The sequence below is a fragment of the Stenotrophomonas sp. SMYL41 genome, from assembly GCF_036319965.1.
GTDB classification, from domain to species: Bacteria; Pseudomonadota; Gammaproteobacteria; order Xanthomonadales; family Xanthomonadaceae; genus Stenotrophomonas; species Stenotrophomonas maltophilia_R.
In genome coordinates this window covers 95878-113209 of sequence record NZ_JAWIRX010000018.1, presented here as the reverse complement: position 1 = coordinate 113209, position 17332 = coordinate 95878, and the positions used below count along the sequence as shown (strand labels likewise).

The 17332-nt window shown below is 68.6% G+C and carries 16 protein-coding genes and 1 tRNA gene; 14 read left to right on the top strand and 3 right to left on the bottom strand.

The window, feature by feature from the left end; all coding sequences use genetic code 11:
- The first annotated feature begins 371 nt into the window (after nucleotides 1-371).
- From fdhE to selD, 5 genes are all read left to right on the top strand, one after another.
- Entirely contained in the window at nucleotides 372-1355 is a 984-nt protein-coding gene (gene fdhE / locus V3B30_RS18600; RefSeq protein ID WP_262083752.1) for a formate dehydrogenase accessory protein FdhE, read from the top strand.
- 3 nt (nucleotides 1356-1358) lie between these two features.
- Nucleotides 1359-2783 carry an L-seryl-tRNA(Sec) selenium transferase gene (gene selA, locus V3B30_RS18595; RefSeq protein ID WP_262083751.1) on the top strand — a complete coding sequence of 475 codons (1425 nt, stop codon included), beginning with the start codon at nucleotides 1359-1361 and terminating at the stop codon, nucleotides 2781-2783.
- Nucleotides 2780-4711, top strand: a complete 1932-nt coding sequence (gene selB, locus V3B30_RS18590) for a selenocysteine-specific translation elongation factor (protein WP_262083750.1) — start codon at nucleotides 2780-2782, stop codon at nucleotides 4709-4711. Before selA ends, selB begins: the two co-directional genes overlap by 4 nt.
- Nucleotides 4712-4735: 24 nt before the next feature.
- Nucleotides 4736-4831 (top strand) — tRNA-Sec (locus tag V3B30_RS18585).
- A gap of 26 nt (nucleotides 4832-4857) precedes the next feature.
- Complete coding sequence (gene selD, locus V3B30_RS18580; RefSeq protein ID WP_262083749.1) at nucleotides 4858-5937, top strand: selenide, water dikinase SelD; 1080 nt, start codon at nucleotides 4858-4860, stop codon at nucleotides 5935-5937.
- Nucleotides 5938-6002: 65 nt separating this feature from the next.
- On the opposite strand, the gene V3B30_RS18575 is transcribed toward selD, so the two are convergent.
- A complete protein-coding gene (locus V3B30_RS18575; protein WP_005410888.1) occupies nucleotides 6003-6863 on the bottom strand; it encodes a YicC/YloC family endoribonuclease in 861 nt (286 codons plus the stop codon).
- Nucleotides 6864-6987: 124 nt separating this feature from the next.
- Here V3B30_RS18575 and rph point away from each other — a divergent pair, with 124 nt between their 5' ends.
- The 7 genes from rph (at nucleotide 6988) to pepQ (ending at nucleotide 14169) form a co-directional block, all read left to right on the top strand.
- Nucleotides 6988-7713: a ribonuclease PH gene (gene rph / locus V3B30_RS18570; RefSeq protein WP_012512000.1), complete on the top strand. Its 726-nt coding sequence runs from the start codon at nucleotides 6988-6990 to the stop codon at nucleotides 7711-7713.
- On the top strand, nucleotides 7710-8099 hold the full coding sequence (locus tag V3B30_RS18565; RefSeq protein ID WP_100473800.1) for a VOC family protein: 390 nt from the start codon (nucleotides 7710-7712) through the stop codon (nucleotides 8097-8099). The genes rph and V3B30_RS18565 overlap by 4 nt, the downstream gene beginning before the upstream one ends.
- Nucleotides 8096-8692, top strand: a complete 597-nt coding sequence (rdgB, locus tag V3B30_RS18560) for an RdgB/HAM1 family non-canonical purine NTP pyrophosphatase (protein ID WP_100473801.1) — start codon at nucleotides 8096-8098, stop codon at nucleotides 8690-8692. Before V3B30_RS18565 ends, rdgB begins: the two co-directional genes overlap by 4 nt.
- Nucleotides 8693-8749: 57 nt before the next feature.
- Entirely contained in the window at nucleotides 8750-9976 is a 1227-nt protein-coding gene (gene hemW / locus V3B30_RS18555; RefSeq protein ID WP_262083748.1) for a radical SAM family heme chaperone HemW, read from the top strand.
- 135 nt (nucleotides 9977-10111) lie between these two features.
- Nucleotides 10112-12391, top strand: coding sequence for a DUF1631 domain-containing protein (locus V3B30_RS18550; RefSeq protein WP_262083747.1), 2280 nt, complete (start codon nucleotides 10112-10114; stop codon nucleotides 12389-12391).
- Complete coding sequence (locus V3B30_RS18545; protein ID WP_100473804.1) at nucleotides 12388-12762, top strand: PilZ domain-containing protein; 375 nt, start codon at nucleotides 12388-12390, stop codon at nucleotides 12760-12762. The genes V3B30_RS18550 and V3B30_RS18545 overlap by 4 nt, the downstream gene beginning before the upstream one ends.
- Before the next feature lie 75 nt (nucleotides 12763-12837).
- On the top strand, nucleotides 12838-14169 hold the full coding sequence (gene pepQ, locus V3B30_RS18540; RefSeq protein ID WP_262083746.1) for a Xaa-Pro dipeptidase: 1332 nt from the start codon (nucleotides 12838-12840) through the stop codon (nucleotides 14167-14169).
- A gap of 554 nt (nucleotides 14170-14723) precedes the next feature.
- On the opposite strand, the gene V3B30_RS18535 is transcribed toward pepQ, so the two are convergent.
- Both V3B30_RS18535 and V3B30_RS18530 read right to left on the bottom strand, forming a co-directional pair.
- Nucleotides 14724-16046, bottom strand: coding sequence for an aminopeptidase P N-terminal domain-containing protein (locus V3B30_RS18535; protein ID WP_100475244.1), 1323 nt, complete (start codon nucleotides 16044-16046; stop codon nucleotides 14724-14726).
- A 5-nt stretch (nucleotides 16047-16051) separates the two neighbouring features.
- Nucleotides 16052-16600: a YecA family protein gene (locus tag V3B30_RS18530; protein ID WP_262083745.1), complete on the bottom strand. Its 549-nt coding sequence runs from the start codon at nucleotides 16598-16600 to the stop codon at nucleotides 16052-16054.
- A gap of 153 nt (nucleotides 16601-16753) precedes the next feature.
- Between V3B30_RS18530 and V3B30_RS18525 the strand changes: the two genes are divergently transcribed.
- On the top strand, nucleotides 16754-16975 hold the full coding sequence (locus tag V3B30_RS18525; protein WP_005410898.1) for a TIGR02449 family protein: 222 nt from the start codon (nucleotides 16754-16756) through the stop codon (nucleotides 16973-16975).
- Complete coding sequence (locus V3B30_RS18520; protein ID WP_262083744.1) at nucleotides 16972-17292, top strand: cell division protein ZapA; 321 nt, start codon at nucleotides 16972-16974, stop codon at nucleotides 17290-17292. Before V3B30_RS18525 ends, V3B30_RS18520 begins: the two co-directional genes overlap by 4 nt.
- Nucleotides 17293-17332 lie beyond the last annotated feature (40 nt).

The window sequence follows — 17332 nt, the reverse complement described above, 5'->3', positions numbered from 1 at the left end:
GCAACAGCAACAGCGGCTATCCGTGGGATGGCGGGGTGGGGGGGGGGGGGGGGGGGGGGGGGAGCGCGACACAGGGGTCGAGGGGGGGGGGCGGCCGCGGGGGGCGCCCCCCCCCGCCCCCCCCCCCCCCCCCCCCCCCCCCCCCCCCCCCCCCCCCCCCCCCCCCCCCCCCCGCCCTCGACAGTTTCCCGCTGCTGTTGGTGGGTGTCGACCTTGGTCGACACAATGAACATGGCAACAAGCGATGGGGTCGGATCCGCTTTCCTATGGAAAACGGATCCGACCCCAACCATTTCAAATGGCCGGCAGTGCGCTGGACGCCAGCGCTGACAACAGCGAGGATGGAAGCTGGTTCTCCTGGCTGGCCCTGCATGGCGCAACGCATCCTTGAACCCGGTGAGATCGAGACGCTCGCCTCGCGCGATGTTCCGCGCATCATCCTGCCCGATGTCGCTTCCCTGTTCGTCGCACGCGCGGCACGTCTGCGCAGCCTGGCCGCGCACAGTGCCATTGGTGGCTACCTGCAGCTGCTGGCGGCACTGGCCGATGCGCAGCAGGCGCTGCTGGAGGCGTTGACACCCCAGCAACGCGAGGCGCTGCAGGACCACGCGCGCGCGCAGCAGTCCAGCGCGGCCGCCAGCGCCGGCATGCCGTTGCGGCCAGCCAATATGCTTCACCTGGATGGGTGCTGGCGCGACTGGCTGCGCATGCTGTGCCAGCACTGCGGCGAGGAAGCCGGTCTGCCGGCGGAAACCCGCAGGGAACTGCAGCGCGTTGCCGCTGCCGACGACGCGTGGCTGGATGCACAGGCGCATGCGGTGCTGGAGCGTGATGACGCGCCGTCGGTGGATGCGGTCGCTGCGCTGCTGGTGATGAATGCACTGCAGGTCTACTGGGCGGTGCTGGCGGACAGCTTCCGCCCCACCGACCTGAAACCGTTGGCCGATGCTCCGGGCCTGTGCCCGCTGTGCGGCTCGCTGCCAGTGACCAGCGTGGTGCAGGCACGGCCGCCCTATGCGTCCTACCGCTACCTGTCGTGCTCGCTGTGCGCCTGCCAGTGGCACTACGTGCGCGTTCAGTGCAGCCAGTGTGGTGCTGCCGGCAAGGACATCGCCTACCGCGCCCTGGCTGATGTGGACGGCGACAGCGGCGAGGCCGTGCGCGAGAGCGCGGTCCGTGCCGAGACCTGCGAACATTGCCACAGCTATCGCAAGATCCTGTATCTGGAGAAGAACCCCACACTGGAGCCGGTGGCCGATGACCTCGGCACGCTGGCACTGGACCTGCTGCTGGGCGAAGAAGGTTATGCACGCGCCAGCCAGAATCCACTGCTGTGGCAGTCTGACGGTGACTGACCTATGCCACGCACGCCCCCCATCCCTGCATCTGCCGCTACCCTGCCCTCGCTGGACCGGCTGCTGCGCCTGCCGGCCTTGTCACCACTGATTGACGTCCACGGCCGCAGCCGCATCACCCACCTGCTGCGCTCGCACCTGCAGATGCTGCGCGACCGTATCAGCGCCGGCCAGCTGTCGACCGCGCAGCTGCAGGAAGCGGTTGACGGCCCGGCACTGGTCGCAGCGCTCGACGCCGCCCTCGCCGCGGATGCACGGCTGGACCTGCAGCCGATGTTCAACCTGACCGGCACCGTACTGCACACCAACCTCGGTCGCGCATTGCTGCCCGATGCCGCCGTGCACGCCGTCACCCGCGCGATGACAGCGCCGGTCGATCTGGAATTCGACATCACCCGCGGCCGCCGCGGCGACCGCGATGCACGGGTGCAGGCGCTGGTCTGCGAACTGACCGGCGCTGAGGCCGCCACCGTGGTCAACAACAATGCGGCGGCGGTCCTGCTGCTGCTCAACAGCCTGGCCAACCGACGCGAGGTGGTGGTGTCGCGCGGCGAACTGGTGGAGATCGGTGGCGCCTTCCGCATTCCCGACGTGATGCGCAGCGCCGGTGCGCGGCTGCTGGAGGTGGGTACCACCAACCGCACCCACCCGGCCGACTTCACCCACGCCATTGGCGCACGCACCGCACTGCTGATGGAGGTGCATGCCAGCAACTACACGATCAGCGGCTTCACCGCCAAGGTCGACACCGCGGGGATGGCCGCGATCGCGCACGAACATGGCTTGCCACTGGTGGTGGACCTGGGCAGCGGCAGCCTGTGTGATCTGGCCTCGTTCGGCCTGCCGCACGAGCCCACCGTGCAGGAAACGCTGGCGTCCGGCGCCGACCTGGTTTGCTTCAGCGGCGACAAGCTGCTGGGCGGGCCGCAGGCCGGCATCATCGCCGGTCGCGCCGATCTTATTGCCCGTATCAACCGCAACCCGCTGAAGCGAGCGCTGCGCATGGACAAGATGGGCCTGGCTGCGCTGGAAGCGGTGCTGGCCCTGTACCGCGAACCGGAGCTGTTGGCGCAACGGCTGCCGACCCTGCGTACGCTCTCGCGGACACAGGATGACATGGATGCGCAGGCCCAGCGCCTGCTGCCGCCGATGCGTTCCGCGCTTGCGGCCGACTACAGCCTTGAACGGGCGTCGATGCACAGCCAGATCGGCAGCGGTGCGCAGCCAGGGGCGCAGCTGGCAAGCGCGGGGCTGCGCCTCACCAGCGCGCGTCGCGGCGGACTGGACCGTTTGGCCAAGCGCCTGCGCCAACTGCCGCGCCCGGTAGTGGGCCGTATCGCAGAGGACGCGCTGTGGCTGGACCTGCGCTGCCTGGAACCCGCCGACGAAGTGGCCTTCCTGGCCCAATGGAGCATGCTGCAGGCATGATCGTCGGTACCGCCGGGCATATCGACCATGGCAAGACACGCCTGGTGCGCGCACTGACTGGCATCGAAACCGATCGCCTGCAGGAAGAGCGTACGCGCGGCATCTCCATCGAGCTGGGCTACGCCTATGTCCCGGTGGAACGTTCGGGCAATGAAGGCCCTGCGACCACGCTGGGTTTCGTCGACGTACCGGGCCATGAGCGCTTCGTGCACACGATGGTGGCTGGCGCCACCGGCATCGATGTCGCCCTGCTGGTGGTCGCCGCCGACGATGGGGTGATGCCCCAGACCCGCGAGCACCTGGCGATCCTGCTGATGCTGGGCGTGAACCGGGGTGCAGTGGCCCTGACCAAGATCGACCGCGTGGATGCGGCGCGCATCGCCCGGGTCGAGATCGAGATCGCTGCGCTGCTCGCCGCGACACCGCTGCAGGATTCACCTCTGTTCGCCTGCAACAGCACCGCGCCCGGCGATGCCGGCATCAGCGCACTGCGAGCCCAGCTGCACGCGTGGGCGGCGGACGACGCCAGCACGCGCCAAGCCGAACTGCGCAGCGAGCTGTTCCGCATGCCGGTGGACCGCGTGTTCTCGTTTCCCGGCCACGGCACGCTGGTGACAGGCGCAGTGCACGGCGGCATCGCCACGGCTGGCGAGCACCTGAAACTGATGCCCGCCGCCACCGATGTCCGCGTGCGCAGCATCCACGCGCAGAGCCAGCCCAGCGAACACGCCATGGCCGGCCAGCGTTGCGCGTTGAACCTGGCCGCCATCGCCCGCGACGAGATTCATCGTGGCGACTGGATTGCCGACCCGCGCGCACTGCTGGCCACCACCCGCGTCGATGTGCGCCTGCGGCTGTCCGCGCGGGCCGTGGCGCTGCGCGACTGGGCGCCGCTTCACATCCACTGGGGCACGATGCATCGCCAGGCGCATGTGGTGCTGTTGGAGGACCAGGACGAAGGCGATGGGCAGCTGGTGCAGCTGGTGTTCGACGCGCCGGTCTGCGCGATGTGTGGTGATCGCTTCATCGCCCGCGATTCATCGGCCACCCACACCCTGGGCGGTGGCGTCGTACTCGATCCGGACCCACCGCAGCGGCGCCGGCGCAGCACGGCACGGCTCGCATGGCTGAGGGCACTGGAGCAGCTGGCGGCTGGGGCAGGTGTTGTCCCCCTGCTGCAGCAGGCACCTGCCGGCATTCCCCTCACCTCCCTGCAACGGTATTGCCGACGTGCCGCCGACCAGATCGAACTGCCTGAAGACGCGCGACGCATCGCTACCCGCGAAGACACGGTGATCATCCTTGCCCTGCACTGGCAGGCGTTGCGCGAGCAGGTGATCACCTCACTGCGTGGATGGCATGAGCGACGCCCCGACGAACCCGGTGTCGACAGTGGACGCCTGCAGCGCAGCACCCTGCCCGCGCTGGCGAGCAGCCTGTGGAATGCCCTGCTGCAGGATCTGCTCGCCGATGGCACGCTGCAGCGCGTGGGCGCATGGTGGCGCTTGCCCGGCCACGATCACGCACCGCCAGAATACGAACGCCTGCTGCTCGAACGCGTACTGCCGCAACTGCATGCCGGTGGCTTCGACCCGCCGTGGGTGCGCACGCTGGCCGCCGATCTCGGCCTCGCCGAAGACGATGTCCGCGCCCCGCTGCGCCGCGCCGCCACGCGCGGCGAACTGTTCCAGGTGGTACCTGACCTGTTCTATGCACCCACCCGCATCGCCGAGCTGGCCGCGATCGTCGCGCAGCTGTCACAGGCCAGCGGCACGGTGGATGCGGCGGCCTTCCGCGATGCCATCGGCCTGGGCCGCAAACGCAGCATCCAGATCTTGGAGTTCTTCAATCGCGTTGGCTACACTCGGCGCGTCGGTGACCAGCATCGGCCGCGCGGCGACCTGCAGTGGAACGCAGCCCACGAGTGAGCCCACCGGTACCGCCGTACTTTCGGAAGGCATGCGCATCCGGGCATGCGGCTGGGCTTCAAACCCAGTAGGGGGCGTCGATCGTTCCCTGGTAGGTTCGACTCCTGCTGCCTTCCGCCATTCGTGTTTCCGCAGGAGATGTCGGCATGGCCACGCACGCGCAGTCCCCCGCTCCTTCAACGGCCGATGTCCCGCAACGACTGACGTCTCTCGCGCATGGCGGTGGCTGCGGCTGCAAGATCGCGCCGGGCGTGCTGGCTGATCTGCTGCGCGGGGTCCCCGCGCTTCCGGCACCGGCTGAGCTGCTGGTCGGCCGCGAGACCAGCGACGACGCGGCGGTGTATCGCCTTGATGACCATCAGGCGATCGTCGCCACTACCGACTTCTTCATGCCGATTGTCGACGACCCGTTCGACTTCGGCCGCATCGCCGCCACCAACGCGCTGTCGGACCTGTATGCGATGGGCGCGCGCCCGCTGTTCGCGCTGGCCATCGTCGGCATGCCGATCAACACCCTGCCGCAGGACACCATCCGCGGCATCCTGCAGGGTGGCGAGCGCGCCTGCGCCGATGCCGGCATCGTGGTTGCCGGCGGCCACAGCATCGATTCGGTGGAACCCATCTACGGCCTGGCCGCGATCGGCGTGCTCGATCCGCAGCGGCTCAAGCGCAATGCCGATGCCCGCGCCGGTGATGTGCTGGTGCTGGGCAAGCCGTTGGGCGTGGGCGTGTATTCATCGGCGCTGAAGAAAGAAGTCCTGGATGCCGAGGGCTACCGGCAGATGATCGCGTCGACTACCCGCTTGAACAGCGTGGGCGTGCCACTGGCCGCGCTGGACGGCGTGCACGCGATGACCGACGTCACCGGCTTCGGCCTGCTCGGCCACCTGCTGGAAGTGTGCCGCGCCAGCGGCGTCGCCGCCGAAGTGGACAGTGCACAGGTGCCGCTGCTGCCGCAGAGCCTGGACCTGCTGCAGCGTGGCTGCGTGACCGGTGCCTCCAGCCGCAACTGGGCCTCGTATGGTGCCGAGGTGCGCTTCGACGAGGGCTTGGCCGCACACTGGCAGCCGCTGCTGACCGACCCGCAGACCAGCGGCGGCCTGCTGGTGTCCTGTGCCCCGGAAGCGGTGGATGCGGTGCTGGCCTGCTTCCACGACGCCGGATTCGGCCAGGCGGCCGTGGTGGGGCGCTTGAGCGAGGGAGCGCCGACCGTCAGGGTGCACTGATGCACTGATGCGCTGAAACAACAAGGGCACCCGAAGGCGCCCCTGCTGTACGGCTGGATGCAACATCACTCGATGTTCTGCACCTGTTCGCGGATCTGGTCGATCAACACTTTCAGCTCCACCGCCGCATTGGACGTACGGCTGTCCACCGACTTGGAGCCCAGCGTATTGGCTTCGCGGTTGAACTCCTGCAGCAGGAAGTCCAGGCGGCGGCCGACCGGTTCGCGCTGCTTGAGCACGCGCCGGATCTCGACGATATGGCTGCCGAGGCGGTCCAGCTCTTCATCCACGTCCAGCTTCTGCAGCCACAGCACCAGTTCCTGCTCGGCGCGGCCGGGGTCGACCGGGTGTGGCAGGTCGGCCAGGCGTGCGGCCAGCTTGGCGCGCTGCCCGTCGCGAATGGCCGGAATCAGGGTGCGGACTTCGGTGGCGATGCGTTCGATGCCGTCCACACGCTCGCTGATGGCCGCGGCCAGCTTGCCACCTTCGCGCTCACGGGCCTCGACGAAGCCGTCCAGCACCTGGTCCAGCAGGGCCAGCGCCTCGACCTGCAGGGCGGCGGCATCCGTGGCCTCGCCGCGGGTCACGCCCGGCAACTGCAGCAGATCGGTGAAGCTGACCTGCAGGTTCGGGAAATCGGAGGTCAGGCGGTGGGCCAGGCGGCCCAGCTGGCCCAGCAGGGCCTCGTCCACCTGCAGGTTTGCCGCCGCTTCCGGCGCGCGCAGGCGCATCACCAGATCCAGCTTGCCGCGGCTCAGGCGTGCGGCAATGCGCTCGCGCAGCTGCGGCTCCAGCGCCCGCAGTTCCTCGGGCAGGCGGGTTCCGACCTCCAGGAAGCGGTGGTTGACCGAGCGCAGCTCGCAGCCCAGCGTGCCCCACGGGGTGACCCGCTCGCCGCCGGCGTAGGCGGTCATGCTTCGAATCATGGATTGTGTCCGGTGCGTGCAAAGGGGGAATGGTACCCTAGCGCCCTCACCAGAGCCCCCTTGCCCGCCCCGTGAAGGCCGCGGGCGTGGCGGCGTACTCCCACGCCATTACGGAACCCGCACCATGTCCGATTCCCGCCCCAGCGGCCGCCAGCCCGACCAGCTCCGCCCGGTCGTCATCCAACGCGGCTTCACCCGCCACGCCGAAGGTTCGGTGCTGGTGTGCTTCGGTGAAACCCGTGTGCTGTGCACCGCCAGCGTCGAGAACCGCGTGCCGGGCTTCCTGCGCGGCAAGGGCGAAGGCTGGGTGACCGCCGAGTACGGCATGCTGCCGCGCGCCACCCACACCCGCAGCGACCGCGAAGCGGCCCGTGGCAAGCAGGGTGGCCGCACGCTGGAGATCCAGCGCCTGATCGGCCGCAGCCTGCGTGCCTGCGTGGATCGCAACGCGCTGGGCGAGCGCACCATCACCCTCGACTGCGACGTGCTGCAGGCCGACGGTGGCACCCGCACCGCTGCCATCACCGGCGCCTACGTGGCGCTGGTCGATGCGGTGAACGTGCTGATGAAGCGTGGCGACATCAAGCGCAACCCGATCCTGGGCGCAGTGGCCGCCGTGTCGGTGGGCGTGTACCGCGGCACCCCGGTGCTGGACCTGGACTACGCCGAAGACAGCGACTGCGACACCGACATGAACGTCGTGATGAACGATGGCGGCGGCTTCATCGAGCTGCAGGGCACCGCCGAAGGCCATGCCTTCCGCCGCGATGAACTGGACGCGCTGCTGGGCCTGGCCGAAAAGGGCGTGCGCGAGCTGCTGGACGCGCAGCAGGCGGCGCTGTCGGCATGAACCGCCGCATCGCCCTGGCCACCCTGGTGGTGGCCGACTATGACGAAGCCATTGCCTGGTACACCGGCAAGCTCGGCTTCGCGCTGCTGGAGGACATCGACCAGGGCCACAAGCGCTGGGTGGTGGTCGGCCCGACCGACGGCAGCGCTGCCGCCCTGCTGCTGGCCCGTGCCAGCGACGAGGAACAGCGCAGCCGCATCGGCAACCAGACCGGTGGCCGGGTCGCCTTCTTCCTCAACACCGACGACTTCCACCGCGACCACGCCGCGATGCTGGCTGCCGGGGTCGAGTTCCTGGAAGCGCCGCGCGAAGAACCCTATGCAACGGTCGCGGTGTTCCGCGATCTTTATGGCAACACCTGGGACCTGCTGGAGCCCCGTCAATGAAGAAACTGGTACTGGCCAGCCACAACGCCGGCAAGCTGGTGGAGATGCAGGAGATCCTCGCCGACCTGCCGCTGCAGATCACCTCGGCCGCCGAACTGGGCCTGGGCGATGTGGAAGAAACCGGCCTGACCTTCGTCGAGAACGCGCTGCTGAAGGCGCGCGCGGCCTGCGAAGCGACCGGCCTGCCGGCGCTGGCCGATGATTCGGGCCTGATCGTCGATGCCCTCGGCGGTGCACCGGGCCTGTACAGCGCGCGCTATGCCGGCCACCCGACCAATGCTGCAGCCAACAACGCCAAGCTGCTGGACGCGATGGCCGACGTTCCCGATGGTCAGCGCAGCGCCCGCTTCTATGCGGTGATCGTGCTGCTGCGCCACGCCAGCGACCCGCAGCCACTGATCTGCGAGGGCCGCTGGGAGGGCCAGATCATCCGCGAACTGCGTGGCACGAATGGCTTCGGCTACAACCCGGTGTTCCTGGACACCACCCACGGCCTGACCGCTGCAGAAATGGAGCCGGCCCTGAAGAACGCCATCAGCCACCGTGCCCTCGCCCTGCAGCAGCTCAAGCAGCAGCTGGCCACCTGGCTTTGACGCCTTGCTGAATACCCCAGGGAAGCCGGCCAGCGGCCGGCACTACCGATGACGCCCATGCCGCACGCCCACGACCACTGCAACCACCTGCCCGGCGAAGCCTGCCCAGGCGACCATGACACCGCGCCGCGCCTGGTACCACCGCCACTGTCGCTGTACGTGCACCTGCCGTGGTGCGTGCGCAAGTGCCCGTACTGCGATTTCAATTCGCACCAGGCCAAGGGCGAGCTGCCGTTCGATGCCTACATCGATGCCCTGCTGCGCGACCTCGACCAGGACCTGCCGCTGGTCTGGGGTCGGGTGGTGCACAGCGTGTTCTTCGGTGGCGGCACGCCCAGCCTGTTCCCGCCGGAAGCGATCGACCGCTTCCTGCAGCAGGCCAGCGCCCGCCTGCGCTTTGCACCCAATGCCGAAATCACCCTGGAAACCAACCCGGGCACGGCCGAGCATGGCCGTTTCGACCGCTACCGCGCAGCCGGCGTGAACCGCCTCAGCTTCGGCATCCAGAGTTTCGACGATGCGATGCTCAAGCGCCTGGGCCGCATCCACGACAGTGGCGAAGCCGAGCGCGCGGTGAAGATGGCGCAGGACGCGGGCTACGACAACTTCAACATCGACCTGATGTACGCGCTGCCGGAACAGACCCTGGCCGGTGCCGAGGCCGATCTTGAACGCGCGTTCGCGCTGCAGCCGGCGCACATCTCGCACTACCAGCTGACCCTGGAACCGAACACGGTGTTCTTCGCGCGGCCGCCGCAGGGCATACCCGATGAAGACAACGCCTGGGACATGCAGGAACACTGCCAGGCGCTGCTGGCGCAGGCCGGTTTCGGCCAGTACGAGGTCAGCGCGTACGCGCGCCCCGGCCGGCAGAGCGCGCACAACCTCAACTACTGGCGCTTCGGCGACTACCTGGGCATCGGTGCCGGCGCGCACGGCAAGATCAGCTCGGGTGCCGAGGAACACGTGCTGCGCCGCTGGAAGCTGAAGCATCCGCAGGCTTACCTGGACAGTGCCGGTACTCCGGGCTCGTTCGGGGGCGACGATGTGATCGCACCCGAGCGCCTGCCGTTCGAGTACATGCTCAACCTGCTGCGCCTGCACGAAGGTTTCAGCCTGCGCGATTTCGAGTCGCGTACCGGGCTGCCGCGCAGCGTGCTGGACGCACCCCTGGCCGAGGCCGTCCAGCACGGCTGGCTGGAAGTGACCGACGGCCATGTGCGGCCGACTGAACTGGGCCGCCGCTTCACCAACGATGTGGTGAGCCTGTTCCTGGAGGCGTGATCCCTGCCGCGGCTATGGGTAGTGCCGGCCGCTGGCCGGCGCAGGCAAGCGACATTCACCCTAAAGTAGCGCCAACCGCGGCCGACACGGTAGATTCACAGAATCGATCCGCGGGAATCCGGGTACCGCTCGCCGATGTCAGCTGTCTTTTCCATCACCTCTGCCGACAAAGCCCGCCTGGCCGCCAGCGACCTGCCACCGCGGGTGCGTGAGCTGCTGGGTGCATTGATCGGCCTGTGCCGGCAAACCCTGGCCGCCCCCCTGATCCTGACCGTCGAAGCGCTGGAGCAGACGCTGCTGCACGACGCCGACCGCGCGCGCAATCCCATGCAGCAGGCGGACCTGATGGCCCAGCGTGGCCAGCTGCACGCCTTCGCCGGCCATTTCGCCGACCGCATGCTCGATGCCGTGGCCGAGGCGCTGGCGACCCTGCGCGCGCCGTCCACCGCCGCTGCAGCCAACGCCACGCCACCGCCCCTGCCAGGCACGCTCGGCCTTTCACTGGTCGATGAGCACGAGGTTGATCGCGACCTGCTGCTGACCGAGATGGTGCGCCGGGAGACGCTGCGCTCGGCCAACACGCTGAACCTGCTGGGCCAGCGCCTGGGTGTGCTCGCTGCGGCGCCCGCCTTCGAGGCCGATACCCTGCCCCTGGCACCGCAGGCCCTGTGCACGATGGTGCGCCGGATCGCCGAGCAGGACGCCCTCGGGGTGGAGGTGCAGCTTGCGCTGTACCGCAGCTTCGAACGGCAGGTGCTGGAACGCCTGGGCGAAGTGCTGGACCGCGCCAATGCGCTGCTGGCCCAGCACGGCGTACTGCCGGGGCTGGTCTACACCCCGTACCTGGCACGCTCGTCGAGTACCCGGCGGATCCTCACCCAGTCGGTGGGCGGTGGCCGCGCAACCCAGCCTGCCAAGCGTGCCGCCGCACCACTGACGGGCTGGAACGGCTCCGCTGCCGCCGGTTCCTGGTCGAACCTGGTGCAGGATGCCTTCAACGATGCGGTCACCCCGGGTGCCGCAACTCCCGGCGTGACCACGTCCACCGGCAGTGCGCTGCATGAACTGCTGCAACAGGCGCGCCACGCCACGGCGCCCCCCGCAGAGGCTGCTGCCGTGCCCAGTGCGGCGGTCGACGCGGTCCTCGCGCGCCTGCAGGCCCAGTCCAGCGCGGCCACCGGCGTCGTCGACCTGCAGGCTGCGGTGGTCGCCCAGCTGCGCAGTGAGCACGGCGCGCAGGCCCAGTTGGGCAGCCACGACCGCGACAACCTCGACCTGCTGCGCCTGCTGATGCAGCAGGTACAGCAGCAGCAGCGCCCCGACCCGGTGCCGGCGGCCCTGCTGGCGCGCCTGCAGGTGCCGCTGGCGCGCGCGGCGATGGCCGACCCCGGCTTCTTCGTGCGCGACGAACACCCTGCACGCGAACTGCTCAACCAGATTGCCGAAGTCGGCGCGAACTGGCTGGGCGACGATGATGTTGACCCCCAGCTGCTGCAGCGCATGGCGCAGAGCGTGCAGGGCCTGCTCAGCCAGGATGCGCGCTCGCCCGAGGCCTTCGCCACCGCCAACGAAGACGTGCAGCAGCACCAGCGCGCGGCGGCCCACCGCGCCGAACTGGCCGAGCGCCGCCACGTCGAGGCCGCGCGTGGCAAGGAACGGCTGGAACTGGCGCGCCGCCAGGCCAATGCACAGATCGACCAGTGCTGCGACGCACAGGAACCGCCGCGCTTCGTGCAGACCCTGCTGCGCCAGGCCTGGGCCGATGCACTCACCCTCACCCGCCTGCGCCATGGCGACGATTCACTGCAATGGCAGGAGCGCCTGCAGCAGACCCAGCGCATCGCTGCGATCACGGCACAGGCCGTCGATGGCCCCGGTGGCACCGATGCCGCACTCGCCGCGGACGTCGAGGCCGCCCTGCTGCAGGTCGGCTACCACGCCGAGGAAGCCGCCGCCGTCGCTCGCCGGCTGGCCACGCCCGGCGGCGAGGACGAAAGCACCTCGCGTACCGAACTCAGCGCCCGCCTGAAGGCGCGTGCGCGCCTGGGCGAGCATGCCGGCACGACGGCCGGCACGGCGTCCGCGACACCGCGCAGCAGTGCCGAAGAAGCTGCTTACCAGCAGCTGTGCACCCTGCCGTTCGGCAGCTGGTTCGACATCGATGCCGGTGATGGCACGCTGCGTCGCCAGCGCCTTTCCTGGTACAGCCTGCTGACCGGCCACGCCCTGTTCGTCAATCCACGCGGGCAGAAGATCGTCGACACCGATCTGGATACGCTGGCCCGGCAGATCAGCGCTGGGTACGCGCAGCTGGTCACCGAAGACAAGGCCCGGCTGGTCGACCGCGCCTGGGAAGCCAGCCTGGGCACATTGCGCGCACTGGCAGCCAGCCGCACGCAGGAGACCCACGCATGAAAGCCGTACCGCCGCAGGACACACGCCGCGCGCCCCGCCGCCAGGTCTCGGACCTGGTGCCGGTCACTGACCAGATGCGCGAATGCGTGGTCGGTCGTCTCGGCAATGTCTCTGAAACCGGCATGCTGATGCTGGCCAGCGCGCCACTGCGCGAGGATGCGCTGTACCAGCTGCGCTTCCCGCTGCCGCTGGGCGATGGCCGCCAACAGGACATCGATGTGGGCGTGCACCTGCTGTGGAGCGAGCCCGCGCATGCCCCCGGCCAGAGCTGGACCGGCTTCCGGTTCCTCACCCTGTCGCGCGAACATCGGCAGCTGCTGCGCCAGTGGGTAGGCGAAGACAGCGACGAGGGGCAGGTTTCGACGACCTGAGTGCCGGTTCCAGCACAGCGGTTTTTCCCGGTATGCGGCAGAATCTAGGGCCGTTTCCCGTGTCGAGCCACCGCAATGATCCAGCAAGACCCCGGCGCCCTGTATCCCGACCACCTGGCCGTGCTGTGCCGACGTGCCGAACAGGCGCTGGCCCGCGGCGGCTTCGATCATCTGGTGGTGCCCAGCGGCACCCTGCACTACCAGGTGTTCGATGATCGCGACTATCCCTATGCCGCCAATCCGCAGTTCAAGGCCTGGCTGCCACTGACCCGCGTACCCAACAGCTGGATCGTGTTCACCCCCGGCAAGCGCCCGGCGGTGATCTTCCACCAGCCCTTCGACTACTGGCACGTGGTGCCGGATGCGCCGAGCGGCTGGTGGGTGGACCACTTCGACATCCACATCATCCGCACGCCGGAAGAGGCGCTGGCCCTGCTGCCGGCCGATCCGTCGCGCTGCGCGATCCTCGGCGAGCCGCAGAGCGCACTGGGCAACTACGTGCCGAACAACCCGGCGCCCGTGGTGAATTACCTGGAATGGCACCGCGGCAGCAAGACGCCGTATGAAATCGCGCTGATGCGCCAGGCGCAGGTGCTGGGTGTGCGCGGCCACCGCGCCGCCGAAGCCGCGTTCCGCAACGGTGCCGACGAGTTCAGCATCCACATGGCGTACTGCCAGGCCGTCGGCCAGGATGCCAACGAGCTGCCCTACGGCAACATCGTGGCACTGAACGAACATGCCGCCGTGCTGCATTACACCGAGCTGGGCCGCAAGGCACCGCAACCGCTGCGCAGCTTCCTGATCGATGCGGGTGCCAGCGCGCATGGTTACGCCAGCGACATCACCCGTACCTACGCCGCGCACGGCCACGACGAATTCGCAGCGATGATCGCCGCCGTCGACGCCGCCCAGCAGCAGATGTGCGCAGCCGTGCGCCCCGGCTTCGACTACAAGCAGCTGCACGTGGACGCACATCTTTCGCTGATGGGCGTGCTGAAGGACTTCGGGGTGATCAAGGTGTCGCCGCAGACCGCGCTGGAAACCGGCGTCAGCGCCGCGTTCTTCCCGCACGGCATCGGCCACCTGATCGGCCTGCAGGTGCACGACGTGGCGGGTTTCGCAGCCAGCGACGAAGGCGGTCGCATCGAGCGCCCGGCCGGCCACCCGTACCTGCGCCTGACCCGCGTGCTGGAACCGGGCATGGTGGTGACCATCGAACCGGGCCTGTACTTCATCGACATGCTGTTGAAGGAAGTGAAGGACGCCGGCCATGGCGATGCGATCAACTGGGAGCGCGTGGACTTCTTCCGTCCGTATGGCGGCATCCGCATCGAAGACGAAGTGCTGTGCACCGAGGGCGAAGCGGACAACCTGACGCGGCCGGAGTTTGCGGCGGCGAACGGCTGAGCCCCTCGTGGTTGGTCGCTTAGAGCAAAAGCCGCGCTTGGCGGTGCGGGTGGGCCATGCAGGGGACGCTGCAAGTACGTCCCTGTAAGCTCGATGGCGCCATCCATGGCGCCAACGCCCCTGCATGGCCCACCCGCACCGCCTTTGACAGTTTCCTGCGCGCGTCCAACCACGGAAAAGAAAGAAGAAGAGCAAAAGCGGGCCGCTCGCTGCGCTCGCTCTGTGTCGACCAAGGTCGACACCTACGAACAGCCGCGCGTTCCAACGGCCGCAGTCGCCAGTAGATCCACGCCATGCGTGGAGGATTCATTCGATATCTGACAGATGTGCCGACCAACGGTCGGCACCCACCAACAGCCGCGTGAACCTGTCGAAGGCGGGGCACTGTGGGTTTGCGGGGTGTGAGCCGCATGGATGCGGCGACCAAGCCTCCAGGGATGGATTCACGGCGTCCCCGCAAACCCACAGTGCCCCGCCGTCCCACGGAATGCCCGCCGTTGCTGTTGCTCTTGCGTGTAGCAGATGCAGGGCTGCAAGCCCTGCAGAAAAGCCCCTTACCCCGCCATCACCGCTTCGATCTCATCGGCGCTGCGCGCCAGGCCTTCGGTCAGCACGCGATGGCCGTCGTCGGTGATCAGCACGTCATCCTCGGTACGGATGCCGATACCGCGCCAGCGCGGCTCCACCGTCGTGTCGTCCACGCCGATGTACAGCCCCGGCTCGATGGTGAACGCCATGCCCGGCTCCAGCAGGCGCGAATCGCCCGCCAAGCGGTAGTCGCCCACGTCGTGCACATCCAGCCCGATCCAGTGCCCGGTCTTGTGCCGGTAGAAACGCTGGTACAGGCCTTCGGACAGGTTCTTTTCCAGCGTGCCCTTCAGCAGGCCCAGCCGCAGCAGGCCCTCGGTCAGGGTCTGCACCGCCGCGAGGTGACCGGCCTCGTATGGCACGCCCGGCTGGGCCTGGGCCAGCGCCGCAGCCTGTGCCTCGCCGACCAGGTCATGCAGCGCGCGTTGTTCGGCACTGAAGCGGCCGTTCACCGGGAACGTACGGGTGATGTCACTGGCATAGCCGCGGTATTCGGCACCGGCATCGATCAGCACCAGTTCGCCATCACGCGAACGTGCGTTGTTGTCGCGGTAATGCAGGATGCAGCCGTTGCGGCCGGCACCGACGATGCTGCAATAGGCTGGCACTGCGTCGTTGGCGCGGAACACGCGCTCCAGTTCCGCCTGCAGTTCGTACTCGTGGATGCCCGCCCTGGCGGCCTTCATCGCGGCCAGATGCGCACGCACGCTGATCTGCGCGGCGTGGTGCATCAGCGCCACTTCTGCACCTGATTTGAACAGGCGCTGCTCGTGCAGCAGGTGCCCCAGTTCCAGGAACTCATGCGGTGGCTGTGCGCCGTGGCGCACCTGCGAGCGCACGCGGTTGACCCAACCGATCAGCTTGAGGTCGAAATCGGCATCGCGGCCGAAGTGGTAGTAAACGCGCGAGCGCCCTTCCAGCAGGCCTGGCAGGATGTCGTCCAGATCATCGATCGGGTAGGCATCGTCCATGCCGTACTGCGCCACTGCCCCTTCCTGGCCGGCGCGACTGCCGTCCCAGGCCTCGCGCTCGGCATCGCGCTCGCGGCAGAACAGGATGGCCTCGCCGTGGCGGCGGCCCGGAATCAGCACCAGCACTGCTTCCGGTTCCGGGAAACCGCTCAGGTACTGGAAGTCCGAATCCTGCCGGAACGGATAGTGGGTATCGAGGCTGCGCACCTTCTCGGCCGCGGCCGGCAGTACCAGGATCGCGTCCTCGCCGGCCATGTCCATCAGCTGGCGGCGACGACGCTTGTATTCGCCGGCCGCGATGCCGGTGCGCTGCTTGATGTCCATCAGTTCAAGCGCTGCCGATGGCGCGAGGCCAGCACCACGTCGCCGTGCAGCAGCAGTACTGCCACGCGGATGAATTCCTCGATCTCCGACAAGGCTTCGTCGTCATCGTCGCCACCGGCCTCGAAATCCTCGCTGGAGGCACGGGCCAGGCTGGCCATGTCGGTCAGCGCTTCTTCGCCCTCTTCAGACAGGGCCGGGCGGCGACCACCGCTGCCCAGGCCGAAGCCGCCCAGGAACGAGCGGGTCCAGCTGAACATGGCATCAGCCTGCGCGGACACGTCGTCGCCGTCGGTCAGCAGCAGTTCGAAGGCGAAGTCGCGGTCTTCCAGCTGCTTGATGGTGGCCTGCAGCAGCTGCCCCAGCACGCTGTCGGCGGCCACCGGCGGCAGGTTGTCGTCGGCCAGCACCCGCGCCGGCCAGTCATTGCCGGGGGCGCCGCCCGCGGCCAGCCAGCCACACAGCGCACCATGCAGCTCGGCAGCGGTGGCGCCCAGGCCCAGTTCCTGGCTGGCGCGGGTAACGTCGTCGACGGAGGGAAGTTCGGTCATCGTGCGGCTCGTTCGGAAAGGAAACCCGGGGCGCGCACGCGCGCGCCCGTGAGACCCCGTAGTGTAGCAACCCCGCAGCATCCTCTCTGCGGCCGCCAGGCCTTGCTGCGACAACGCTTGACCGCCCTTACCCGGCTTGCCTATCGTGCCTGCATGGAACCCGCCGATCCCCTTGCCCAGCTGCAGGACTTCGCCGCCCGCGTGGAAGCGTTGCTTGAACGCAACCAGCGCCTGGCCGAGGAGAACCGCAGCCTGCGCCACCAGCAGGAACAGCTGGTGGCCGAGCGTTCCACGCTGCTGGCCAAGAACGAGCAGGCACGCTCGCGGGTGGAAGCAATGATCAGCCGGCTCAAATCCCTGGAGCAGCACACATGAGCGCCGAACCGGTCAGTGTCCGCATCCTCGATCGTGAATACACCGTGGGTGTTGGCGGCGATGAACGCGACAGCCTGATGGCCGCCGCGCGCCTGCTCGATGCGCGCATGCGCGAAATCCGCGGCAGCAATCGCATGGCCGCCGTCGACCGCGTCGCCGTGCTGGCCGCACTGAACCTGGCCCACGAACTGCAGCTGCTGCGCGACGAGAACGCCCGCCAGGCAGTGGCCCTGCAGCAGACGCTGGCCGACCTGAACCGGCGCCTGGACCGCGCGATCGACGCCCCCCCCATAGAAAAAGGGGACGGAGGGAATTAAGGCGCATTCGCCCCTTCCGTGCTGGAAACGTCTTAATTCC